Origin of the sequence: Brachyspira aalborgi, assembly GCF_008016455.1 — a bacterium.
Lineage (GTDB): Bacteria > Spirochaetota > Brachyspiria > Brachyspirales > Brachyspiraceae > Brachyspira > Brachyspira aalborgi.
In genome coordinates, this window is the sequence record NZ_SAXU01000001.1 from 2,327,990 (window position 1) to 2,350,768 (window position 22,779).

Here is a 22,779-nt window from a genome sequence, read left to right on the forward strand (position 1 = left end):
TTAAGGAGAAACAAATGAATACTGAAGAATTAAACGAAAAACTTCAAAAATCTTTCGAGGAGTTGAAAAACAACTTGAAAAAACCGAGCATATTGCTTGCTGGAGGCACGGGCGTTGGGAAAAGTTCGCTAATCAATAAGATTTTCGGGCGAGATGTGGCAAAAGTAGAAATTGGAAAACCTGTCACTTCTTTAATAGAAAAATTTGAAAGCGAAGATTTGGGCGTAATTCTATACGATAGCCCGGGCTATGAAGTAGACAAAGTCAAACAATTTGAGGACGAGGTTATCGATATTAAGAAAAAAGAAGCCGTTAATTTGGTTTGGTATTGTATTCAAGCCTCTGGAAATAGATTAACCGATTATGATATTGAGACGATTAAAAAATTCAGAGAAAATAATTTACCCGTAAGTATAGTTTTTACAAAATGCGATTTAGAACCAAAGGAAGAACGAAAAAAATTAAAAGAAGTAATTGATAAAAGGATTGGCGAAATTGATATTTATGAAATGTCCTCTACTGTAGAAGACGAATTCTATACAAAAGAATTGCAAAGATTAATTTCGGATGCGATAAAGAAACTTCCCGATATTTTAAGAGACGCTTTTATTTCGGCTCAAAAAATAAGTTTAGATGAAAAATGGAACAGAGCGCATGGAGCTATACTTCAACATATAGCTATAGCTTTTGCCGTGCCTTTCAATCCTATTCCTTTTTCAGACGCTCCGATATTGGTTGCAAATCAAATGGGAATGATAGCGAGAATATTATATATTTACGATTTGGGCGGATTGGAAAATATGCTTAAAGGCGGAGCTGGAGGAGGAATAATAGGACAATTAATATCGAATCTTGGAAAAACGCTTGCCGTAAATATATTGGCATTCATACCAGGTATTGGAACTTTAGTAAAAGGATTGATAAACGGAGGAGTTGCCACTTTATTAACTTCGGCGTTGGGAGAAGCGGTTAATATTTCTTGCTATAAAATATACGAGTCCGTTCTTAACGGAAACGAAAATATAGAAGAGCAAATGAAAATGTTTGGAGATATGGTTCAAAAATATGCAACCGATTATTATAAAAGCGGAAAGAAACCCGAAGATTATAAAAACCCCGATTAATTAAATTTATGATATAATATTTAGTCGTTAGTAAAAAAGCAAATAAATTTTATTAACGACTGAATATTAATAAAATTATTTTTAAGGAGATATTTATGTTTTACAATGAATTTGACAAAACGGATTATTTTTATAAATGTAATACTTGCGGAAAATTATTTATTTCGGATAATAACGGAATTTTGGCAAGATTATTTAAAAAAGTAAAATGCCCTAATTGCGGAAGTAGGGATGTAAAGTTAACTAATATTGATAGATTTATTAAAAAAGATTAAAAATTTTATATTAGTAAAAAAGGAGGATTGAAAATGGAAATAACACGTCGTGATGTGTACGAAGCAATTTCAAAAGAATATCGAGAAGAATCGTTATGTCTCGATGAAGATAAACTTTTAAAAGAGGATTTGTTTCTATTTGTATACGACTATTATGTAGCTGGTATAATCGGACGACGCATGGTTCACAATCTTAGGGAATATTGTAGAACCGACTGTTTACCGAGATGGTTTAAACCCAAAGCGTTTAAAGTTGTAAAAGGATACATAATTGGTTCTTTGTTTGATAGTATTCGTTTTTACCGAAAGATAAAAAAGATTGAAAAATTTATCGAAAAGAATATCAATAGTCTTTGTCTAGATGACAAAGTAGTTGCGGAAATTTCGAAAGAGGAAATTGCGAAAATGAAAAATCGTTTTCGAATCACTTTGTTTCGACACAAATGAAAACAATTTAAAAAATAAAAAAAGGAGAGTTAAAATGAAAATAGCAATTATTGGCGATTTGCATGGTAAAAATTGCTGGAAAAAATTACTTAAAGATAAAATTGATTCTTTAGACAAAATTATTTTTATGGGAGATTATAGCGATGATAGTTGGATTACATTTACCGACAAAGAGATTGTTTCTAATTTGAAAGAAGTAATTGATTTTAAGAAAAAATATAATGAAAAAGTAGAATTATTAATTGGAAATCATGATTTTCAATATATTGTCGGCTATCCTACGGCTAGCAGATACAGAGAAACTTATGCAAAAGAAATGCATCAAATATTTAACGAAAACGAAAAATTATTTAAAATAATATTTATAAAAAATAATTGTATTTTCTCTCATGCGGGAATAACTAACGGTTGGATTGATTTTATAAAGAAAAAATATAATGTAGAAAATATAACGATAAATAATTTAGAGGAAGAAGTTAATAAAGTTTATGCATCGAATAAAGAAGATTGCAATATTGTTTCGTTTAGAAGAGGCGGATTTAATAATTTTGCTGGGCTTTTGTGGGCGGATACTGAAGATTTAATTGAAGACGCTTGGATAAATTATAATCAAATTGTCGGACATAATAGAGTTAAACCTTATTCGGTAATAAAGAGAGAAAATTATAATATTTTTTTGTCGGACCATTTTGACACTAATCAAAATATTTTGCTTGAGATTGATATATAAAAATTATTTAATCAAACTTGAAAAATCAAGCATATTTTTAAATATTTTATCAACCAAAGAAAGCAAAGCGATTCTATTATTTTTTAATTTATCGTCATCTACCATAACCATAATCTCTTTAAAGAAATTATCTAAAGGTTCGTATAAACTTGAAAGCATTGAAAAAGTTTTTTGATATTCTTTATTTTCTATAAGTTTTTTTATTTGAGTTTCTTTTTCTTTATAGATTTTATATAATTCTCTCTCCGCTTTTTCTTCTAAAATAGATTCTTCAAAAATCAATGTATTAGAAGTTTTTATAATATTTTTTACTCTCTTAAATACAAGCAAAAGATTTGAAAATAATTCTTCGTTTTTCTTTCTGAATTCGTCTATTGCCGAAATTTTCAAATAAGCGTCATATATATCGTCAATTTCTGTTGAAAGAACTCCCGAAATAGAATCTTTAGAAAAATGCAAATCGTTTTCAAAGCGAGATTTAAAAAAGTCGAATATATCATTAATCAAATTTTCGCTTTTATTATTTTTCGATTCTTTCGGCATAGAGTTAATTGTCTCTTCAATTAATTTTTTCAAACTCAAATGTTTTTGTGATTTAACTAAAATATTTATTATTCCAAGCGCTTGTCTTCTTAAAGCGTTAGGGTCCTGCGAACCAGTAGGAATATCGCCGACATAAAAACCAGCGACTATGTTGTCAATTTTATCTAAAATTGCAATCGCTTTTCCCGTATCGTTTGAAGGAATATCGTCATTTGCAAATAAAGGTTTATATTGTTCTTTAATCGCAGTCGCTATATTTTCGCCTAATCCCATTTCTTTTGCAAAATAAGAACCCATTATTCCTTGAAGTTCAGGAAATTGATAAACCATATTGCTAACCAAATCGGCTTTCATATATTTTATTGCTTTTAAAATATTATCTTTATTTTCGTTATAATTTAAAGCCTCAATTAAACTTGCAGCGTTTTTCTCAAGCCTCTTTACTTTATCCGCAACGCTTCCTAATTCTTTTCTAAACATTAACATTGCAAGACGAGTATTCATTTCGTCCATTCCTTTTTTAATATCTTCTTGATACAAAAATCTTCCGTCTGAAAGTCGCGCCGTCAAAACTCTAATATTTCCCGCGATTATTTGAGGAGTTTTCGGCTGATTTGCCGTTATGACGAATATATTAGTCAAATCTCCGTCTTTTTTCATTAATGGAAAATATTTTTGATGCTCTATCATTTCGCTCGTTAAAACTTCTTTAGGAACTTCCAAAAATTTAGAATCGAATTCCGCCGTAAGTAAATAAGGCTCTTCAACCAAATCGACTACAATCTCCGAAACTTTATTTTTCGATACGGCTTCAAAATTATTTTCTTTTTCGATTTTTTCAAGTTGATTAATTATATTTTCCAATCTTTTTTCTCTCGAAACTATAACATGTTTTTTCGATAAAATTTCCTCGTAATCTTTCGGATTATTTATTTCAACAAATTCGGGAGATAATAATCTATGTCCCGTGATTTTATTATTAGTTTCAATTCCAGCAACCGAAGTTTTTATAATTTCGCCTCCAAATAAAGCCGCAACATTTCTTATCGGGCGAACAAAAGCAAAATCTTTATCGCCCCAACGCATTTTCTTTTTAAAATCTATATTTGCAATTATATTTTCTAAATTCTCTTCAAATAATTTTTTTGTTTCTATTCCTTTTTTTTCTTTTTTGACATAAATATATTTTTTACCGTTTAATTCTTTTAAGTAAGGTTTGTCAAAAGATTCTTTTTCGTCAATATCTTTTATATTTTTAATTTCAATATTATTCGCTTTCAAAAATCCTTCTCCCGCTTTTGTTAAAACTCCGTCTTTAATCGCGCTTTCAAGCAAAGGACCTTTTGATTCTATAATATCGTCTTTTGATTTTTCTTCCGCTTCTTCTACTAAAATAGACAATCTTCTTGGAGTCGTAAAAGAAGTTATCGATTTAAAATTAAGTCCGTTATTTTTTAATGTATTTTCAATAATTTTCTTAAAACTCAAACTTGCAGGATATGCGAAATCCGCGGGTATTTCTTCAACTAAAATTTCAATTAATAAATCTTTCATTTTTATTCCTTATAAAAACTAAATTAAAATATTGCAATATTCTATATTTATAATATAAAAAATTCAATATATTTATTATTTTCAAATTATATAAAAATAAACTATACAAATATTACAATCTGTATAGCTTATTTTTATTAATAAAATATTTTATTATTCATAATCTTTCAATTAAACAAATATTTATAAAAACTGTCCTTTTTGATGTAAATATATTTTTATTATTAATGTCGTATAGCTATTATACATTTTATTATTATTAATTCTAATATATTTAACCGCCTTATTTTATCTGCATATAAATATCTAAAACATCCCGTATCGATTGAACCGCACTACCCTCAATTTTACTATCAAATCCACCTACACTTGAACCGATACGAACTAAAAAGGGGGGGACATTTAATGTTCTTAAAATGTTATATAACCCTTCTATATATTGTATTGGTAAAAATAAATTATGAACTATAACATAAGACGAACTTCCCATGTTTTTATATTGTCCTGTTTCTCCAAATGTCCCTAATTCCCATTTTATATAATTAGAACCATCTGAAAAAATTATATAATTAATATTTAAAGCACCTGTATTAAATGTATTTAATTGAAAAATATTTAACTTAAAAGCTAAAACATTATCAATACCGTCCACTGTTCCATACAAAGTCTGAGGGTATATAAAAAGTTTATTATCGATTATACCGTTTGCCATGTCTTTAACTAAATCTATTTTAGAGGTAATGGAATATGTATTACCAAATGCATCTTTTTCAACTTTATAGTTATTGGTAATACTATTAAATTTTTGAACTTGTGCTGAATTCAGATGAATAGATAACCGTCCACCTTGTCCATACAAACTACTTAATGATAACATTATCATTAGTCCACCAATTAAACTTAATTTTTTAATCATTTTTTAATCTCCTTAAAAAATTTATATACCGTATTCTTTATTAATTTCTTTTATTCTTTTATACGCTTTAATTACATCTTGTAGTCCTAATTTTTCATTTTTTGTTAGGGTTCTTTCAGTTCGCATACCTCCTAAACCTCTATATTGAATTTTTGCCGTATTTGCTTTAGAAAAATTTTCGAGATAGTTAATAAACTTCTCTTCCTCAAATATTAATGTTTTGCCAAAATATGAATAGTATTTCCAATCGGGAGTTAATCCAGCGTCAAACGATTGAAAGCCCGTATTAAACTTATAAGTATTTGTTCCGTATAAAAATACCAATTCGCTAATACCAAGTATAGTATCTTTATAAACTATGCAGGAATTAACGCTAACCGATTTAAGTTTATAATCTGTAGATATAGCTAAATTCAATTCAAAATGATTAGCGTTTCTATAAGCGGTAAATATTTTTTGACTATAAAATATTGTTTGGTTAAACTCATCATAATCATCTTTTAATTCCGATAGAGCTCCTTTCATTTCTACTATCCTTGAATTTTCTCTTGCCTCTCTATCTTCTTTTGAATTTGAATTAGACGAACTTGATGAATTATTATTTTCTTCCCCCGCTATTATTCCTATAACGATAGAAATAAATATTAATGCAACTATTATTATAAATATTTTCTTTTTTGATTTTTTCTTTTTATCCGCTTTTTGTCTAACTCCACAATAAGGGCATATTTCAGCCTCTTTTTTAATAGGCTTCCCGCAAGAGCGACAAAAAATCTCGTCTAATTGTTTTTGATAAGGTTGAGTATTATTTAACTCGTTCATTTTTATTCTCCTAAAATTAATATATTAAAAAAATTTTATAAAATCTTAATCGTTTTTTAATTTTATAAGTTTACCTTCATTATCTTTGAAAGTTCCGCTAATTATACAAATTAAATCTATAATCGCTCCGATTATAAATCCGCCAAGAGTAAATAAATATAATATACCGCTTACCGTTTTCCCGACATAAAATCTATGCCCGCCAAAAGCTCCCAAGAATAGACATAAAAGTAGGCAAGTAGTCCAATCTTTATCGGAAGTATTCTCGCCTCCATATCGTTTTACTCTAACGCCACAGAAAACGCATATTTCGGCTTCTTTTTTAATAGGTTTCCCACAAGAGCTACAAAAAACCTCGTCTAATTGTTTTTGATAGGGTTGAGTATTATTTACTTCGTTCATTTTTATTCTCCTTAAAATTTTAAGTTATTTATAACTAAACAAGAAATTTTTATTTTCCTTGATAAGCTATCAAAATTAAATTTGATTAAAGTTAAAAAAGATTTAACTAAATTTAAAAAATATTTTTGAAATAAAAAGTTAAAATAATTATAAATTAAAATATATAATAATAGCTTTGCTTTGCTTTGCTTTGCTTTGCTTTGCTTTGCTTTGCTTTGCTTTGCTTAACAAATTTACAGTATTTGTTATTTATCATATTTTTATACCTTATTGTTTATTAAATTTAATAATTTTTATAAATTGTAGCATGAGTTGGAAAATATGTCAAGCGTTTTCATTGACTAATTGCGGTTTATAATTATAATTAAACTTAAACAAATTAAGTAAATTAAAAATAAAATTATAAAAAAGGAAAATTATGCAAATTAAAAATTTTGGCGAAAAATATTTATTATACGAATTAAAAAATAAAAACGGAATTATATTAAAATTAACCGATATTGGCGCTTCAATTTCGGGAGTTTTTATGAAAGATAAAAATAATAACGAAATTCAAATTTCTTTTGGAAGCGATGATTATAATTTTTATTTGAAAGCGCATGATTATATCGGCTCTTCGGTTGGCAGAGTTGCAAACAGAATTATAAACGGAGAGTTTAAACTCAATAATAAAATCTACAAACTTGCCAAAAACGACAATAATAAACATCATTTACATGGCGGAATTGAAGGAATATCTTTTAAAAAATTTGATTCAAAAAATTTGGATGATAGAACGGTTTTATTTTCTTATCTTTCTAAAGACGGAGAAGAAGGTTATCCTGCAAACTTAAAAATAGAAATTACTTATTCTTTGACTGAAGATAACGAAATAATAATAAAATATTTTGCAAAAGCCGACTCGCCTACTCCGATTAATTTAACGAATCATTCTTATTGGAATTTAAATGGCGAAGGATTAATATACGAACATGATTTATTTATAGATTCAAAATTTTATCTGCCCGTAAACGAAGAATATGTTTCAACGGGAGAAATTTTAAAAACTAAAAATACTCCTTTCGATTTTAATAAAACAAAAAAAATTGGAGCGGATATTGAAAAAGTTGGAGGTTATGACAACTGCTTTATATTCGATAGCGAAGATATAAATAAATTGAGAGCGAAAGCATTTAGCGAAAAAACGGGAATAAGTTTGGAGCTTTATACTACAAAACCAGCAATGCATTTTTATTCGGGAAATATGCTTAACGGCATAAAGACAAGAGAAGCGATTTTAAATAAACATAACGCTTTTTGTTTTGAAACGGAATTTTTGCCAGCCGCTTTGAATTTTATTCATTTCCCTAATATAATATTAAAAGCTAATGAAGAATATAATCAAAAGACAATATATAAATTATGTTTAGAAAGTTGAAAAATGAAAAATAAAAAATCTGCAATAATAGAACATTATATAAACAGAGTAAAAAATTTTAATATACCAGAATATCAGGTTTTGGATTGGGAATCGAAAGAAGCGCAGGAATTGAGATTTAAAGCTTTAATCGAACATTTTAATATGGAATCTTCAATACTTCTCGATGTCGGTTGCGGACTTGGAAATTTGGCGGAATATTTAGACAATAAAAATATAAAACTTTATTATATCGGAATCGACATAATGCCCGAAATGATTGAAAGAGCGAAAACGAAAACTTTTAAAAATATAAATCCGCAATTTATGTCGTTAGATTTTTTCAATAATAACGATATAAACGATATAAAAAAAGAATTCGATTATATATATTCTTCGGGGATTTTTAATTTGAATTTAGGAAATAACGATAAATTTTTGAAAGACGCTATTAAATTATTTTTAACGGCTGCAAGAAAAGGAGTCTGTTTTAATTTGCTCGATATTTCAGGCAAAGAAAAATACGGAGACAAATATTATTATTACAAAAAAGAAGATATATTAAAAGCGACAGAAGAAATACTAAAATCTTTAAATATAAAATATAATTTGAATATATCGGACGAATATTTAAGTAATGATTTTTCTGTGTTTATTGATATTTTATAAAAATATTATCATTGTGAGTGTTGCCATAGGAACATAGCGTAAGACATTGTAATATAGATTTAAAAAATTTAACTTTAAAAATTTTGTTTAGTTAGTAAATGAATTTTATTAAAGATGGATTGCTTAGCTCGTTTCAATCACTATAAATGACGATTTGATAAAGTTATAATAATAATTTTTCTATAAAATTAAAAATATGTATGAAATGTATTATTAAATTGTTAAAAATATCTAAAATAAAAGTTAATTAATAAATAATTTAAATTTATATTGACATTATTTTTAAATATTGTATAATAGTTAATAAATATTTAAATTAATTATTGACAAAAATTTTTAAATATTATAAAATATTGTTAAATTAAATTAATTAATCAATATTGAAAAAAAATTTAAATAAACTATTGACTAATTTTTAAACTTATTGTATAAATTAAAAGTTAGTTAAAAAATATTTAAATTGTTATTGACTAATTTTTTTAATATTGTATAATTTAATTAAATATTAATTTTATTGATAGAGTTATGATAGTAAAATATTTATCTTATAGTTTGGGTTACCGTCAACCGTCAACCGTCAACCGTCAACCGTCAACCGTCAACCGTCAACCGTCAACATGAGATAAATTTATTCTTTGCAAAATTTTTATATAATTTAGTTCAGTTATTTTTTAATGTAATTCATTGCGGGCTTAAAAAATTTAAGGCTTGGCAATCAACTTTTAAAAAAATTAATTTTAATAATTTTGAAATAATAAGTCTTTTAGATTATGGCTTTTGCTATAATTACGGCTTTAATCATAATGAGAATAATCTAAAAAATTATAATTCTTCGGTTAATGAAAATTATAATTTTGCATTCGGTGAAAATTGCAATTTCGTAAAATCTTTTAATTACGATTTTGTAAACATTGAAAGCAAAAATTATAATTTGTCAAAAATCGGAAATTATAATTCTTTAAATGGTTCTTGTTATGGTTTTTGGCGTATTTATTGCATTTGCGATAATTTGAAGGATTTTTTATTTAATACGAAAAATCAAAAAAAATTTTAAAAAGGAGAGAGAAAATGAAAAAGATTTTTCTAACAACAATAGCTTTGCTTTCCATATTAATTAATATTGGATGTTCTGGAGGAGGTAAAGATGCCGTTAGATTAAAAATGAGTGTTACAACTAGTGAAACTTCAACTTGGGTAATTTCTGCTAAAAAATTTGCTGAAGTTGTTAAAGAAAAAACGGATGGTAAAGTAATAATTGATGTTTATCCAAATGAACAGCTATCGGGTGGTAACCAATCTAAAGGAATAGAGATGCTTTCAAGTGGCATTACAGATTTAAGTTGGCATTCTAATCTAATTTGGGCTTCTATAGATACTAAATTTGGTGTAATATCTTTACCTTGGATTTATCAAGATGAAAACGAAGCTGAACTTGTATTGAGTGGAAAGGCGGGAGATGCTATAAAAAAGTTAACTTTAGAAAAAGGCGTAGAGTGTTTGGCATTTGGCGAAAGCGGTTTTAGACAAGTTAGTAATAATAAAAAACCTATATTAACTCCAAAAGATTTGATTGGTATAAAAATGAGAGTTCCAAATATAGGTATGCTTGTAGATGTGTTTAGGATTTTGGGAGCTAATGCTGTTGGAATGAATTGGTCTGAAGTTTTTACCGCTTTGCAGCAAAATACTATAGACGGTCAAGAAAACCCATTGGATGTTATGATGTCAGCCAAAATAGAGGAAGTTCAAAAATATTTAACGGCATGGAATTATTGTTATGATGCTTTAATTTTAGGCATAAATAAAAAGAAAATGGATTCTTTAAGTTCTGAATATCAACAAATAATAAGAGATTCAGCTTTAGAGGCTGCTCAAATGCAAAAAAGTTTAAATAGGCAAATTATTGAAAAACAATTCAAGCAGTTAGAAGCTTTGCCTACTATACAGGTAACTTATTTAACGGATGAACAAATATCTGTATTCAGAGAAACTGTTAGACCAATATATCAAAAATACGAGCCTCTAATGGGCAAAGATTTAGTAGATTTATTCGTTAGAAATTAGATTAATTAAAATTAAATAGGATTTTATTAAAATGAAAAAATTATTAAATATTATAGATAAAGCGGAAGAGATACTTATATCGATTATGATGGTTATTATTACTGTCATTACATTTGGAAATGTAGTTTCAAGAAAATTTTTACATATGTCTTGGGCTTTTACAGAAGAGATAACCGTTAATTTATTGGTATGGATAGTATTTTTAGGAGCTTCGGTTGCCGCTAAATATAATGCCCATTTAGGTTTATCTATTTTGGTGGACATCTTACCTAAAAGAATATCCAAAATTTTGAGTCTTATCTCTATAATAGCCGTCATAATTTTTTTTAGTATTTTATGCTATGAAGGCATTAACACGGTTAAGGCTCAAATAGGATTAAAACAAATGACTCCCGCTTTGGGATGGCCACAATGGTTATTTAGCTTATCTGTTCCGGCGGGTTCATTTATTATTTTAATAAGATTTATTCAAATAGGAATAGATTTAATTAAGAAAAAATAAATTAAGTAAATGGAGAATAAAATTTATGGAAGGCGTTCTAATTTTTTTAATTTTTGGTATATTACTTATGATTAATGTACCAATAGCTATAAGTTTGGGATTGTCTAGTATTGCAGTTTTAATTATTATGGGAGTTCCTTTAACTTTGGTATCTGATATTATGTATGCATCTATAGCAAAATTTACATTATTAGCTATACCATTTTTTATAACCGCTGGAATAGTTATGGAAAAAGCAGGCATATCTAAAAGATTAATAGATTTTGCAAATAAATTAGTTGGACATTTACCTGCAGGTTTAGCTATTTGTATGGTTATAACTTCTTGTTTTTTTGCCGCTATTTCTGGTTCTGGTCCCGCTACTGTAGCTTCTTTAGGAGTTATATTGATTCCTGCTATGATAAAATATAATTATCCATCTGGAATGTCGTCTGCTTTAATGTCCTCTGCAGGTTCTATAGGCATTGTAATACCACCAAGTATACCATTGGTTATATATGGCGTTATAGCCGAAATTTCAATAACAGATTTATTTATGGCAGGTATTGTTCCTGGTATATTATTTGGAATAGGATTAATTACAGTAAGTTTAATTATGTGTAGAAAATTAAAAATAGCTAAAATGAATAGAGCATCTCTTAAAGAAGTTCTAATTTCTTTTAAAGATGCTATCTGGGGATTAATGACGCCTGTAATAATATTAGGAGGCATATATTTAGGCTTTTTTACTCCTACAGAATCGGCTGCCGTTGCAATTGTATATGGATTAATAATCGGTATATTTATTTATAAAGAAATTAACTTTAAAAATTTTAAAGAGGTTTTGGTAGAATCGGCTAAATCTTCCGCAGTGGTTTTAATAGTAGTCGCTGCAGCCAGTGTATTTTCTTGGATTATACAAACAGCAAATATAGCTAATCAAGCTGGAGAATTAATTAAAAGTTTGAGTAGCAATCCTATATTAATTTTATTATTAATAAATATATTGCTATTAATAGTGGGGTGTTTTGTAGACGCCGTTTCAGCTTATTATATATTTGTTCCTATATTGCTTCCTATTATAAAGGCTATAAATTATGACCCTTTAGTATTTGGAATAATTATGACAGTTAATATGGCTATAGGACAGTTTACTCCTCCTGTTGGAGTTAATCTATATGTCGCTTGTGGCATATCAAAAATTTCATTAAAAGAAATATGTTTGAGTATAGGACCTTTTATTATAGTATCTATAGCAGTTTTACTTATATTAACATATATACCTCAAATAGTTTATTTTCTTCCAAATTTATTAAGGAGATAATATAAGAATGTGTAATTATTTATGGATTGAAATACATTATGATAATTTTTTGCTATAAAAATATAATATTTTTAATATGAGGAGATAAAATTATATGCAAAATGAAATAAGATTTGATTCCGCTTTAGGCGAGATTAAAAGAGTCGCAATTGGAAGGCTTAAACCAGGAAGCGATATTATGACAGGCATTGAAATCGTAGCTAAAAATAACGGTTTTAAAGTCGCTTTTGTATCCTGCGGACTCGGACTTTTAAGACAGGCTTCGTATCTTTTACCTATAGACAGCGATAAAAATAAAAAATTAGGCGTAGTATACGGAGACCCTATAATAGTTAATGAAAGAGCGGAAGTTCTTGGAATGCAAGGTACTATATTTAGATTAGAAAACGGAGATTACGCTTCTCACATTCATTATCATATGGCAAGGAAAGACGGAACTATAGTGGGTGGACACCTAACAAAAGGAGGAAATATAGTAATGGCTACATTAGATTTTGTTTTATGTGAAGTTTCTAATGTAAATATTATAAGAGAATATGATGAAGAAACAGATTTTGTAATGATGAAGGTAGTTAAATGAATAATGAAGATTTATTATAAATTAATTGATTATAAAGATAATTTCTATAAAATATTAAATTATAAAAATATAAATAATTCTGATTTAAGTTATAAAAATCATTGGCATAGAAGCATAGAATTTAGTTATTGTCTATGTGGAAATATAGTTTTTAATGTAAACGGAACTACAAAAGAACTCAAAAGCGGAGATTTATTATTTATTAATAGCTCCGAACCGCATTTTGTAAAGTATATAGATAATTTAAACCATTTTGAAATGATGACTATGTATATATCCTATGATTTTTTAAGAAAAGAATTTGCCGATATAGATAATTATAGAATAAAAATATCAAATGATAACTCTAAAGAATATGAGTTTATAAAAAAGAGATTAAAAGAAATATTTAATGTATTTATAAATTATGAGTATAATATATTTTACAAAACTAAAATAAAATATTTAGCATATAGCATATTATACAAAGTATTAAAAAAATGCTTGCATAGAAATCCATACGACAAAATCAATATAAGAAGCTATAATAATGATTGGACTTATATAAAAATAGTATTAGAATATGTTAGAAATCATTACGATAAAGATATTAATATTTCTGGAATATCGAAAATAGTTGGACTAAATCCAAATTATTTTTGTCGTTATTTTAAGGAAAAGACAAATTATACTTTCCATCAATTTCTAAATATGGTGAGATTAGATTACGCTATAGATAATTTAAGAAATTCAAATTCAACCGTTATTGAGAGTTCTTATCTTGCTGGATTTCCTAATGTAAAATCCTTTATAACAATTTGTAAGAGAGTATATGGAGTAACGCCAAAAGAATTAATAAATTCTAAAGACAAGATATAAGTTTGACTATATCGTCAATGCATATATTTCCAAAATAGTCTTTTATATTAAATTGTAATATAATATCTTTTATATCGTCTGCATCATATTTACATTTTATTAATTTATTAGTAATGTCGCTTACGGGTTTAAGAGCCATAAAATCTCCATATATTGAACAAGTTTCTATAAATCCATTTTCTACTAATAAATATACTTCAACTATTCCACCTTCAAATTTTTTAGAATTGTTTATATTAAACTTTGGAGACCTGCCATAATTCCATTCCCATGTTTTATATTTATTCTCTTTAAGTTTGTTAATATTTTCAATGTCTTTTTTGGTTAGATTTAAATTTTTTATTTCGTTATTTCTTGATATAGAATCTAAAATATAATTTTTAAAATCGTATATATTTTTAGGCTCTTTAAGAAAATCTGATATATTTGCCACCCTATTTCTAACAGATTTTACCGATTTTGACTGAAATTTTTCAGGCTTAACTTTCAACGATTTAGATAAAACGGATAAATCGGAATCAAACAATATGCATCCATGATGCAATATTCTATTTTTGTAAAGCCTTTGGGCACTTCCCGATATTTTTTTACCATCTATTAAAATATCGTTTCTTTCACTTGAAATTGCTTTAATATCCATATTTTTTAAAGCTTCTACTATAGGGTTAATAAAAAAATTCATTGATATATGCTCTCTTTCATTATAATCGGTTATTAAAGAATAATTTAAATTTCCAAGGTCATGATATACCGCACCGCCTCCTGTAGTTCTTCTTACAATGTTAATTTTATTTTTATCTGCAAATTCTCTATTTATCTCTTCTATAGTATTTTGATGCAATCCTACAACAATAGTATTTGCATTTTGCCAAAGTAAAAAATAAGAATCTTTCAAATAGTTTTTTAATATATATTCTTCAAATGCAAGATTATAATACGGGTCTATAGAATCTATATTGTAAAAATATATCATTTCAATTACCTCCATTAATATTAAAATCAAAGAGCATATTTATATTTTTATAAGCTATTAATATCAATATTCTAAAACCTAATATAATTCCTAAAGCACTTAATATTAAAATAAAATATCCTTAAACAATATGTTTAATAATTAATATTATTATAATATTAGTATAGTCGTTAATATACATTTTTCCTTGATATTATTAATGTTTTTATTGTTAAAAATTATCTATATAAAATTAATGATAATAATTTTTAACAATAAAAAAGATAATATTTTAAAAGACAACTAAAATAAAATTTATATAATTAAAAATAAATATATCGTTTTTTAAGGAGGTAATTTTGAAATACGATAAGAATTTTTTAAAAAAATTGTATGCGGAAATGTTTAGAATAAGAGAGTTTGAAACTAAAGCCGCTTATTGTTTCTCTAAAAGTATGCTTGCGGGAAATATACATTTATGCATAGGACAAGAACCTGTTGCCGTAGGTTCAATTAATGCTATAAAAGATAGCGATTATATAACTTCGACTCATAGAGGGCATGGACATTGTATAGCTAAAGGAGCCAAAACTGACAAGATGATGGCGGAGCTATTTGGTAAAAAAACAGGTTATTGCAAAGGAAAAGGAGGCTCAATGCATATAGTCGATGTTAGTCTTGGAATTTTAGGAGCTAACGGAATAGTCGGAGGAGGAATACCTTTGGCTACGGGTTCCGCTTTATATTCTAAAATTAAAGGTTCAAACGATGTTACATTATGTTTTTTTGGTGACGGAGCTTCAAACGAAGGTTTCTTTCACGAAGCTATAAATATGGGCGCTACTTGGAAATTGCCCGTAGTTTATATATGTGAAAATAACGAATATGGAGTATCTGTAGAAATACATAGTGTTACAAATACAAAAGATATATCTGTAAGAGCAAAAGCTTACGATATTCCTGGTAAAACCGTAAATGGTAGCGATGTATTGGAAGTATATGAAGCCGTAAAAGAGGCCGTGGAATATGCAAGAATCGGAAAAGGACCTTCACTTATAGAGTGTAAAACTTTTAGGCAACAAGGACATTATTGCGGAGACCCAGCTTCATATAGACCAAAAGAATATTTAGAAGAAGCACTTAAAAAAGACGGAGTTCTAAATTTTAGAAACTATATTCTAAATAATCAAATAGAAGAAAAAGATATAGCAAAGATAGAAGATGAAATAAGAGAAGAAATTGAAAAAGCTTATGAATTTGCAAATAATTCTGAATATCCAGATAAATCAGAAGCTATAACGGATGTATATAGTTCAGATAACGAAAGGAGCGTATTAGTATGAGCGTTTTAAGTATAAGTAAAGCCATCAGAGAGGGCTTGCATGAAGAGATGATAAGAGATGAGAATGTAATAGTTCTTGGAGAAGATATGGCAATTATGGGTAGCGTTTTTGGTATTACTCAAGGTTTTTTGGAAGAATTCGGGGAATGGCGAGTAATAGATACTCCTATAAGCGAAGCCGGATTTACGGGAATAGCGGTGGGTGCAGCTATGAGAGGTTTAAGACCAGTCGTTGAATGGATGTATAATGATTTTATAACCTGCTGTTTAGACCCTGTAATGAATCAAGCCGCTAAATTAAGATATATGACAGGAGGACAAATAACCATACCCGTAGTATTTAGAGCGCCTATGGGAGCAGGAAGAAGAAATGCGGGACAGCATTCACAATGCTTGGAAGCTTTATTCACTCATATACCTGGGCTTAAAGTCGTATGTCCGTCAACAGCTAAAGATGCTAAAGGACTTATAAAAAGTTCTATAAGAGACAACGACCCCGTGGTATTCTTGGAGCATAAATTATTATACGCAAAAAAAGAAGAAGTTCCTGATGAAAAAGATTTTTTAATACCTTTAGGACAAGCGGATATAAAAAAAGCGGGAACAGATGTAACTATTATTACATGGTCAAGACAGGTATATTTTGCATTAGATGCCTCTAAAGAGCTTGAAAAATTAGGCATAAATGTTGAAATTTTAGATTTAAGAACTTTAGTGCCTTTGGACTTTGAAGCTATTAAAACATCTGTGTCTAAAACTCATAATGTTGTAATAGTTGAGGAAGGCGTAAAGAGAGGCGGAATAGGAGCTGAAATCTCTGCTAAAATAACTGAAGAATTGTTTGATGAGCTTGATTCTCCGGCGTATAGAGTGGCTGGATTAAATATAGTATCGCCTTTTAGTCCCGCGCTTGAAGACGAGGGCTTTCCTCAAGTTAAGGATATTATAGATGCCGTTAGAAGGTTATTAAATAAATAGGAGGTTAAAATGGCTACAGAAGTTAGGATGCCCCAATTAGGATTAACTATGGAATGGGGCACAGTAGAGAAATGGTTAAAATCTGAAGGAGATGCCGTTAAAAAAGGCGAAGTTATTCTTGAAATAAAAACGGATAAACTTACCAACGAATTAGAAAGCGAAGTAGACGGAGTTATATTAAAGATATTGGCAAAGGAAGGAGAAGATATTCCTGTAAAAGGATTGTTATGCATAATAGGAAATGTTGGAGAAAAAATTGACGAATCTTCAATATCGGAATCTGTAAAAATGGAAAAGCCCGTAGAAAAAGTTGAAGAATCAAAAGGATTAAAAAATGAATTTAATATAAAAGCCGAAAAATCTAAAAATAGCGGCAGAATAAAAATATCTCCTTTGGCAAAAAAAACCGCTGAAAAAATGTCAATTGATTATACAAATATAACTGGAACAGGTCCCGGTGGAAGAATAATACAGAACGATATATTAAATGCAAAATCTTATTCAAATAAAAATAATATTAACCAGGCTACATTAAAGTCAAATATTGCTTTAATGGAAGGCGATATCGTTGAAGAATTATCCGCTATGAGAAAGGCTATTTCAAGTAATATGATAAAGTCTCATAATGAAATACCTTGCGTTACCCAGACAATGAAGATAAATGTCTCTAAACTATTAAAATTTAGAAAAGAACTTAATGAAAATAGAGATTTAAAATTCTCGGTTAACGATTTTTTATTAAAGGCGACTGGAAAAGCGTTAAAAATTAATAGGGCTTTATTGGTTAGCATAGACGGCGATAAAGTTATAAAAAGAGCTCGTATAAATATCGGTATGGCGGTAGCTTTAGACGATGGTTTGATAGTTCCCGTTATAAAGGATGTCGATAAAATAAGTTTGGAAGAATTGTCTAATCAAGCTAAAGAACTTGCGATTAAAGCGAGAGAAAACAGATTAAATATTGACGAATACAGCGGTTCTACATTTACGGTTTCAAATATGGGAATGTATCAAATAGAATCGTTCACTCCTATTATAAATATGCCCAATGCCGCTATTTTGGGAGTTTGCGGTATTAATGAAGAGTTATATATAAACGATAAAGGCGACATATATAAAAACGATATAATGAGAATATCGCTTACTTATGACCATAGGTTAATTGATGGTTCTGTAGCTGCCGAATTTCAGCTTACTTTAAAAAATATATTAGAAGAACCTATGAGTATATTAATATAATGCAAATTATTTTTAAGGAGATTTAAATGTCTGAAAAATCTATTATAGTTATAGGCGGAGGTCCGGGCGGATATGTAGCCGCTATAAGATCTTCTCAGCTTGGAGCTAAAGTTACTTTAATTGAAAAAGATAAAATAGGCGGAACATGTTTAAATATAGGATGTATACCAACAAAATCTATACTACATTCCGCAGAAATCTATTCTACTTTAAATGAAGCATCTTTATATGGAATTAATGTTAAAGATATATCTATAGATTTTCAAAAAGTGCAGAATAAAAAAGAAGAAATAGTTAATCAGTTGGTAAACGGAGTTTCTGGGCTTATGAAAGTCAATAATATAAAAGTTATAAACGCAAAAGCAGAATTTATATCTAAAGAAAAAATAAAATTAACTTATAAAGATGGTAAAACAGAAAATGTATGGGCGGATAAAATAATAATAGCTTCTGGGTCTATACCTGCTATACCTCCTATAGAAGGAATTAATAATAATCCTCATTGCATAGACTCTACTGGCATTTTATCTTTAAATAAAATTCCTAAAAGTTTAATAGTTATAGGCGGAGGGGTTATAGGCATAGAATTTGCGTGCGCTTTTAACAGATTCGGAACAAAAGTGACAGTTATTGAAGCTTTACCTAAAATATTGCCTTTAATGGACGGAGAACTTTCCGAACAGTTAAAAATTTATTTAGAATATTCTGGAATAAAAATTCTTACGGATACTAAAGTTAAAAAAATAAACGGAGAAAAAGTTGAAGTTGAAAGTAAAGGTAAAATTGACATATTCGATGCCGAAAATATATTAGTCGCCGTAGGTAGAATAGCCAATACTAAAGATTTAAATCTTAATGCTGCAGGTATTAAAAATGATAGAGGAAAAATAAAAGTAAATGAAAAAATGGAGACTAATCTTAAGAATGTATATGCGATAGGGGATTGTTTGGGTCAGATTATGCTTGCTCATATAGCGTCCAAACAGGGCGAAGTTGCTGCGGAAAACTCTATGGGACATCACACTTCATATAATCAAAAGACGGCTCCATCATGCGTTTATACAGATTTAGAATTTTCTTCTGTTGGATTAACTGAAGAAGAATGTAAAGCCAAAAAAATAGAATATTATGTAGGTAAATTTCCTCTTATGGCAAATGGAAAATCATTAATTATGAATGGAGGTAAAGGAATCGTTAAATTTTTAGTAGGAAAAGAATATAAAGATATTTTGGGCGTTCATATATTAGGTCCGAGAGCTACTGACTTAATAGGAGAATGTGCTTTGGCTTTAGGAATGGAAGCTACTATTGAGGATATCATATCTACTATACATGCTCACCCTACTATATCTGAGGCTATATTTGAGGCTGCCCTCTCTTCTGATAAAATTGCTATACATATTCCAAATAAAAAATAATATAAACAAGGAGTAATTTTATGAAATTGGGATTTATAGGACTTGGAATTATGGGACTTCCTATGGCTTTGAATTTATTGAATAAAAGCGGAAAGGAAGTAATAGGTTTTGATATTTCTAAAGAAAGAAATAAACTATTTTCGGATAAAGGAGGAATCATAGCAGCGGACATTAAAGAAATATCTAATTCCTGCGATATTATATTTATATCTTTAGCTGGCAATGAACTTGTTAAAAAAATTTTATCAGAGATAATAGATAATTCAAAAGAAAATACCATTATAGTGGACACGAGTTCAACTTCTCCCTTAGTTATAAAAGAAATCTATGAAAAGGCTAAATTTAAAAAAATAGCTTTGATAGATGCTCCCGTTAGCGGAGGAGATGTCGGAGCTATTGAAGGCAAATTAGTTATAATGGCTGGCGGAGATAAAGAAATATTTGATAAAGTTGAACCTTTCCTATTATATATGGGTTCTAAAGCTACTTATATGGGAGCTTCAGGAAATGGACAGATAGCTAAATTAGCTAATAATATAATAGCTGGATGCAATATTGCGGTTGTTGCCGAAGGTTTGGCATTTGCGTCTAAAGCTGGTATCGATACTACTACTTTATTTAATGCTATAAAAGATGGTGCAGCTGGAAGTTATATGCTAAATATCAAGGCGCCAAAAATGATAGCTCATGATTTTACTGCAAATGCAAGAATGGCTGTTCATCAGAAAGATTTAAAAAATGCATCGGAGCTTGCAAAATCTATGGGAGTGGAAATACCTATTTCTAAAATAACTTTAGGTTATTGGAACGAAATGGAAAAAAAAGGATGTTCTGAAGAAGACCATTGCTGCTTATCTAAAATCTATGAAGAAAGAATGAATACAAGAATATAATGAAAATAGTTTGTATAGGAGATAGCATAACATATGGATATTCCTTAAATAGAAAAGATACTTGGACTCATTTATCTCAAGAAAAAACGGGTTTTATAATATCAAATAAGGGAATAAACGGAGATACTATTATAGGAATGTTAAGCAGATTCGAGCGAGATGTCATTAAAGAAAATCCAGATATAATGTTCCTAATGGGCGGAAGTAACGATATATTATTATCTAATAGTTTTGAAAATATAAAATCAAGTTTAGTATCAATTATTCAGCAATCTTTTTCTAACGGAATACTTCCGATTATAGCTACTCCTATACCATTTTATATTGATGATATATCGGATATTTATAAAGACTTTATAGACTTTAACTATAGTATAAGTCTGCTTAATAATTATAAAGACTGGATTATAGAATATTCTAATTTATTTAGAATAGATGTAATAGATTTTTTTAATATTTTTAGAAAACATTTTTTAAATAATAATTTAGATTACAAAGAATATTATTTAGACGGTTTGCATCTAAATAAAAAAGGAAATGAATTATTTTCAGAAATATTCTGCGATAAAATACAAAAAATAATAGAAAAACATAGAAGATAAAAAATATAATTATTCTTATATTTAATAAATAATATCAAAAGTATTATGTTTGCCCGTATAATTTTTAAATTGGATTCAATTAAAAAATATACTTAGCTAATTATAGTTATTTCAAAAATGATATTTCAAACAAATATTTCTTACTTATATGGAAAATATTATTCTCAAATCCTTTGTATTTCCTATAATTTTGGCGTCTTTCATTTGTTGCGGACAGAGGGCGCTTTATTTTTGCATATTTATTTTAATTGAATATTTTTTAAAATTATTTTTTACGATTATAATAAATGAATTAATCTAAAAGTTTTAAAAGTGAGATATTAAAGTTTATTTATTTCGTCTATGGTTAAGCCAGTGATTTCGCTTATAAGGTTAATGTCCAGGTTTTTAGTTTTCATTGATTTTGCCATTGAAAATTCTCTTTCTTTTATAGCTCCTGATAACTCTTCTTTGTAAAAATATTCATTCCATTCCTTTTTCCTATAAGCGTTTATCAATGGGTCGCTATCGATAAAACTTTTACATCTCTTCTCAACTTCTTCAAAAATATTATTCTCTTTTATTAAGTTTGACATATTCTCCCCCTTAAAAAATTTTATCCAACTTGATAATTTTTCTTTATCGTTATTTAAATTAAATTTCGGTAATTCGATATAATGCAACATGCAATGGTCGGTTAATATTTTATTATGCTTAATTTCTTTCAATAAATAGCAAGAATGAAAATCTTTAATATCGTTAAATAAAACAAAATCTAAAACATTAATGCTAATCACGGGCGAAAGTTTTGTATAATTTTCCGATTTATTTAAAAGTGAGCTATAACTATTTGCCCAATAATAAAGACTTCTACGAATAAAATATTGATTTCCTTGTAATTGAATTTCAATTATAACGGTTTGATTGTCTTCGGTAATGCATTTCACATCAACAATTGATTCTTTGCCGTCCAAATATTTTGTAAGGTTAAATGGATTAAGAATTACAACATTATTAAAAGTTTGAAAATTTAAATCAATCATTACTCCATTAATGAAGTCTAAAACAATATTTTCGTTTCCTTCGTCAGAAAAAAGATAACGAATAAAGCAGTCGTTTTTTTTATTTAAACTATCAATGGTAATAATTTCGTTTTTGCTTTTTTCTAAATATTCAAATTCTTTCATAATG

Annotated in this window: 23 protein-coding genes; 17 read left to right on the forward strand and 6 right to left on the reverse strand. The window is 28.1% G+C overall.

Annotated elements, in window-relative coordinates; translation table 11 throughout:
* Nucleotides 1-14: 14 nt before the first annotated feature.
* From rsgA to EPJ79_RS10630, 4 genes are all read left to right on the forward strand, one after another.
* A complete protein-coding gene (gene rsgA / locus EPJ79_RS10615) occupies nt 15-1,124 on the forward strand; it encodes a GTPase RsgA (protein WP_147739461.1) in 1,110 nt (369 codons plus the stop codon).
* 95 nt (nt 1,125-1,219) lie between these two features.
* Nucleotides 1,220-1,399 (forward strand): hydrogenase maturation nickel metallochaperone HypA, encoded by a 180-nt coding sequence (locus EPJ79_RS10620; RefSeq protein WP_147739462.1) that lies wholly within the window; start codon nt 1,220-1,222, stop codon nt 1,397-1,399.
* Nucleotides 1,400-1,432: 33 nt separating this feature from the next.
* Nucleotides 1,433-1,846, forward strand: coding sequence for a hypothetical protein (locus EPJ79_RS10625; RefSeq protein WP_147739463.1), 414 nt, complete (start codon nt 1,433-1,435; stop codon nt 1,844-1,846).
* A gap of 34 nt (nt 1,847-1,880) precedes the next feature.
* On the forward strand, nt 1,881-2,576 hold the full coding sequence (locus EPJ79_RS10630) for a metallophosphoesterase (RefSeq protein WP_147739464.1): 696 nt from the start codon (nt 1,881-1,883) through the stop codon (nt 2,574-2,576).
* A gap of 3 nt (nt 2,577-2,579) precedes the next feature.
* On the opposite strand, the gene glyS is transcribed toward EPJ79_RS10630, so the two are convergent.
* From glyS to EPJ79_RS10650, 4 genes are all read right to left on the reverse strand, one after another.
* The gene (gene glyS, locus EPJ79_RS10635) at nt 2,580-4,673 is read right to left on the reverse strand and encodes a glycine--tRNA ligase subunit beta (RefSeq protein WP_147739465.1); all 2,094 of its coding nucleotides are present in this window, start codon (nt 4,671-4,673) and stop codon (nt 2,580-2,582) included.
* Nucleotides 4,674-4,956: 283 nt separating this feature from the next.
* Entirely contained in the window at nt 4,957-5,589 is a 633-nt protein-coding gene (locus EPJ79_RS10640) for a hypothetical protein (RefSeq protein ID WP_147739466.1), read from the reverse strand.
* Nucleotides 5,590-5,610: 21 nt separating this feature from the next.
* A complete protein-coding gene (locus EPJ79_RS10645; protein ID WP_147739467.1) occupies nt 5,611-6,411 on the reverse strand; it encodes a zinc ribbon domain-containing protein in 801 nt (266 codons plus the stop codon).
* Between the two features lie 45 nt (nt 6,412-6,456).
* Nucleotides 6,457-6,813, reverse strand: a complete 357-nt coding sequence (locus EPJ79_RS10650; RefSeq protein ID WP_147739468.1) for a TM2 domain-containing protein — start codon at nt 6,811-6,813, stop codon at nt 6,457-6,459.
* Between the two features lie 418 nt (nt 6,814-7,231).
* Between EPJ79_RS10650 and EPJ79_RS10655 the strand changes: the two genes are divergently transcribed.
* From EPJ79_RS10655 to EPJ79_RS10685, 7 genes are all read left to right on the forward strand, one after another.
* A complete protein-coding gene (locus tag EPJ79_RS10655) occupies nt 7,232-8,230 on the forward strand; it encodes an aldose epimerase family protein (RefSeq protein WP_147739469.1) in 999 nt (332 codons plus the stop codon).
* A gap of 3 nt (nt 8,231-8,233) precedes the next feature.
* Nucleotides 8,234-8,878, forward strand: a complete 645-nt coding sequence (locus tag EPJ79_RS10660; protein ID WP_147739470.1) for a class I SAM-dependent methyltransferase — start codon at nt 8,234-8,236, stop codon at nt 8,876-8,878.
* A 1,068-nt stretch (nt 8,879-9,946) separates the two neighbouring features.
* Nucleotides 9,947-10,942 (forward strand): DctP family TRAP transporter solute-binding subunit, encoded by a 996-nt coding sequence (locus tag EPJ79_RS10665; RefSeq protein WP_147739471.1) that lies wholly within the window; start codon nt 9,947-9,949, stop codon nt 10,940-10,942.
* 31 nt (nt 10,943-10,973) lie between these two features.
* Nucleotides 10,974-11,444, forward strand: coding sequence for a TRAP transporter small permease (locus EPJ79_RS10670; protein WP_147739472.1), 471 nt, complete (start codon nt 10,974-10,976; stop codon nt 11,442-11,444).
* 25 nt (nt 11,445-11,469) lie between these two features.
* A complete protein-coding gene (locus EPJ79_RS10675) occupies nt 11,470-12,747 on the forward strand; it encodes a TRAP transporter large permease (protein WP_147739473.1) in 1,278 nt (425 codons plus the stop codon).
* A 94-nt stretch (nt 12,748-12,841) separates the two neighbouring features.
* Complete coding sequence (locus EPJ79_RS10680) at nt 12,842-13,327, forward strand: PPC domain-containing DNA-binding protein (protein ID WP_147739474.1); 486 nt, start codon at nt 12,842-12,844, stop codon at nt 13,325-13,327.
* A 3-nt stretch (nt 13,328-13,330) separates the two neighbouring features.
* Entirely contained in the window at nt 13,331-14,185 is an 855-nt protein-coding gene (locus EPJ79_RS10685) for an AraC family transcriptional regulator (RefSeq protein WP_147739475.1), read from the forward strand.
* Here EPJ79_RS10685 and EPJ79_RS10690 read toward each other — a convergent pair.
* Nucleotides 14,169-15,158, reverse strand: a complete 990-nt coding sequence (locus EPJ79_RS10690) for a lipoate--protein ligase (RefSeq protein WP_158634370.1) — start codon at nt 15,156-15,158, stop codon at nt 14,169-14,171. The genes EPJ79_RS10685 and EPJ79_RS10690 overlap by 17 nt on opposite strands.
* Nucleotides 15,159-15,496: 338 nt before the next feature.
* On the opposite strand from EPJ79_RS10690, the gene EPJ79_RS10695 reads away from it, so the two are divergent.
* From EPJ79_RS10695 to EPJ79_RS10720, 6 genes are read left to right on the forward strand one after another with little or no spacing between them, the layout of a single operon-like run.
* On the forward strand, nt 15,497-16,480 hold the full coding sequence (locus EPJ79_RS10695) for a thiamine pyrophosphate-dependent dehydrogenase E1 component subunit alpha (RefSeq protein WP_244289103.1): 984 nt from the start codon (nt 15,497-15,499) through the stop codon (nt 16,478-16,480).
* Entirely contained in the window at nt 16,477-17,457 is a 981-nt protein-coding gene (locus EPJ79_RS10700) for an alpha-ketoacid dehydrogenase subunit beta (RefSeq protein ID WP_147739477.1), read from the forward strand. Before EPJ79_RS10695 ends, EPJ79_RS10700 begins: the two co-directional genes overlap by 4 nt.
* A 9-nt stretch (nt 17,458-17,466) precedes the next feature.
* Entirely contained in the window at nt 17,467-18,696 is a 1,230-nt protein-coding gene (locus EPJ79_RS10705; RefSeq protein WP_147739478.1) for a dihydrolipoamide acetyltransferase family protein, read from the forward strand.
* Between the two features lie 26 nt (nt 18,697-18,722).
* Nucleotides 18,723-20,114 (forward strand): dihydrolipoyl dehydrogenase, encoded by a 1,392-nt coding sequence (gene lpdA / locus EPJ79_RS10710; RefSeq protein ID WP_147739479.1) that lies wholly within the window; start codon nt 18,723-18,725, stop codon nt 20,112-20,114.
* A 20-nt stretch (nt 20,115-20,134) separates the two neighbouring features.
* Nucleotides 20,135-21,007, forward strand: coding sequence for an NAD(P)-dependent oxidoreductase (locus EPJ79_RS10715; protein ID WP_147739480.1), 873 nt, complete (start codon nt 20,135-20,137; stop codon nt 21,005-21,007).
* Entirely contained in the window at nt 21,007-21,609 is a 603-nt protein-coding gene (locus EPJ79_RS10720; protein ID WP_147739481.1) for a GDSL-type esterase/lipase family protein, read from the forward strand. The genes EPJ79_RS10715 and EPJ79_RS10720 overlap by 1 nt, the downstream gene beginning before the upstream one ends.
* A 320-nt stretch (nt 21,610-21,929) precedes the next feature.
* Here EPJ79_RS10720 and EPJ79_RS10725 read toward each other — a convergent pair whose 3' ends face one another.
* Nucleotides 21,930-22,775 carry an Rpn family recombination-promoting nuclease/putative transposase gene (locus EPJ79_RS10725; protein ID WP_147739482.1) on the reverse strand — a complete coding sequence of 282 codons (846 nt, stop codon included), beginning with the start codon at nt 22,773-22,775 and terminating at the stop codon, nt 21,930-21,932.
* Between the last annotated feature and the right edge of the window lie 4 nt (nt 22,776-22,779).

What these genes read in the sequence shown, in the direction of transcription:
- rsgA (WP_147739461.1), top strand. Translation starts at nt 15, where the DNA reads ATGAATACTGAAGAATTAAACGAAAAACTTCAAAAATCTTTCGAGGAG.
- EPJ79_RS10660 (WP_147739470.1), top strand. Translation starts at nt 8,234, where the DNA reads ATGAAAAATAAAAAATCTGCAATAATAGAACATTATATAAACAGAGTA.
- EPJ79_RS10645 (WP_147739467.1), bottom strand. Translation starts at nt 6,411, where the DNA reads ATGAACGAGTTAAATAATACTCAACCTTATCAAAAACAATTAGACGAG.
- EPJ79_RS10620 (WP_147739462.1), top strand. Translation starts at nt 1,220, where the DNA reads ATGTTTTACAATGAATTTGACAAAACGGATTATTTTTATAAATGTAAT.
- EPJ79_RS10630 (WP_147739464.1), top strand. Translation starts at nt 1,881, where the DNA reads ATGAAAATAGCAATTATTGGCGATTTGCATGGTAAAAATTGCTGGAAA.
- EPJ79_RS10680 (WP_147739474.1), top strand. Translation starts at nt 12,842, where the DNA reads ATGCAAAATGAAATAAGATTTGATTCCGCTTTAGGCGAGATTAAAAGA.
- EPJ79_RS10650 (WP_147739468.1), bottom strand. Translation starts at nt 6,813, where the DNA reads ATGAACGAAGTAAATAATACTCAACCCTATCAAAAACAATTAGACGAG.
- EPJ79_RS10700 (WP_147739477.1), top strand. Translation starts at nt 16,477, where the DNA reads ATGAGCGTTTTAAGTATAAGTAAAGCCATCAGAGAGGGCTTGCATGAA.
- EPJ79_RS10720 (WP_147739481.1), top strand. Translation starts at nt 21,007, where the DNA reads ATGAAAATAGTTTGTATAGGAGATAGCATAACATATGGATATTCCTTA.
- EPJ79_RS10705 (WP_147739478.1), top strand. Translation starts at nt 17,467, where the DNA reads ATGGCTACAGAAGTTAGGATGCCCCAATTAGGATTAACTATGGAATGG.
- EPJ79_RS10690 (WP_158634370.1), bottom strand. Translation starts at nt 15,158, where the DNA reads ATGATATATTTTTACAATATAGATTCTATAGACCCGTATTATAATCTT.
- glyS (WP_147739465.1), bottom strand. Translation starts at nt 4,673, where the DNA reads ATGAAAGATTTATTAATTGAAATTTTAGTTGAAGAAATACCCGCGGAT.
- EPJ79_RS10665 (WP_147739471.1), top strand. Translation starts at nt 9,947, where the DNA reads ATGAAAAAGATTTTTCTAACAACAATAGCTTTGCTTTCCATATTAATT.
- EPJ79_RS10655 (WP_147739469.1), top strand. Translation starts at nt 7,232, where the DNA reads ATGCAAATTAAAAATTTTGGCGAAAAATATTTATTATACGAATTAAAA.
- EPJ79_RS10670 (WP_147739472.1), top strand. Translation starts at nt 10,974, where the DNA reads ATGAAAAAATTATTAAATATTATAGATAAAGCGGAAGAGATACTTATA.
- lpdA (WP_147739479.1), top strand. Translation starts at nt 18,723, where the DNA reads ATGTCTGAAAAATCTATTATAGTTATAGGCGGAGGTCCGGGCGGATAT.
- EPJ79_RS10625 (WP_147739463.1), top strand. Translation starts at nt 1,433, where the DNA reads ATGGAAATAACACGTCGTGATGTGTACGAAGCAATTTCAAAAGAATAT.
- EPJ79_RS10640 (WP_147739466.1), bottom strand. Translation starts at nt 5,589, where the DNA reads ATGATTAAAAAATTAAGTTTAATTGGTGGACTAATGATAATGTTATCA.
- EPJ79_RS10725 (WP_147739482.1), bottom strand. Translation starts at nt 22,775, where the DNA reads ATGAAAGAATTTGAATATTTAGAAAAAAGCAAAAACGAAATTATTACC.
- EPJ79_RS10675 (WP_147739473.1), top strand. Translation starts at nt 11,470, where the DNA reads ATGGAAGGCGTTCTAATTTTTTTAATTTTTGGTATATTACTTATGATT.
- EPJ79_RS10685 (WP_147739475.1), top strand. Translation starts at nt 13,331, where the DNA reads ATGAAGATTTATTATAAATTAATTGATTATAAAGATAATTTCTATAAA.
- EPJ79_RS10715 (WP_147739480.1), top strand. Translation starts at nt 20,135, where the DNA reads ATGAAATTGGGATTTATAGGACTTGGAATTATGGGACTTCCTATGGCT.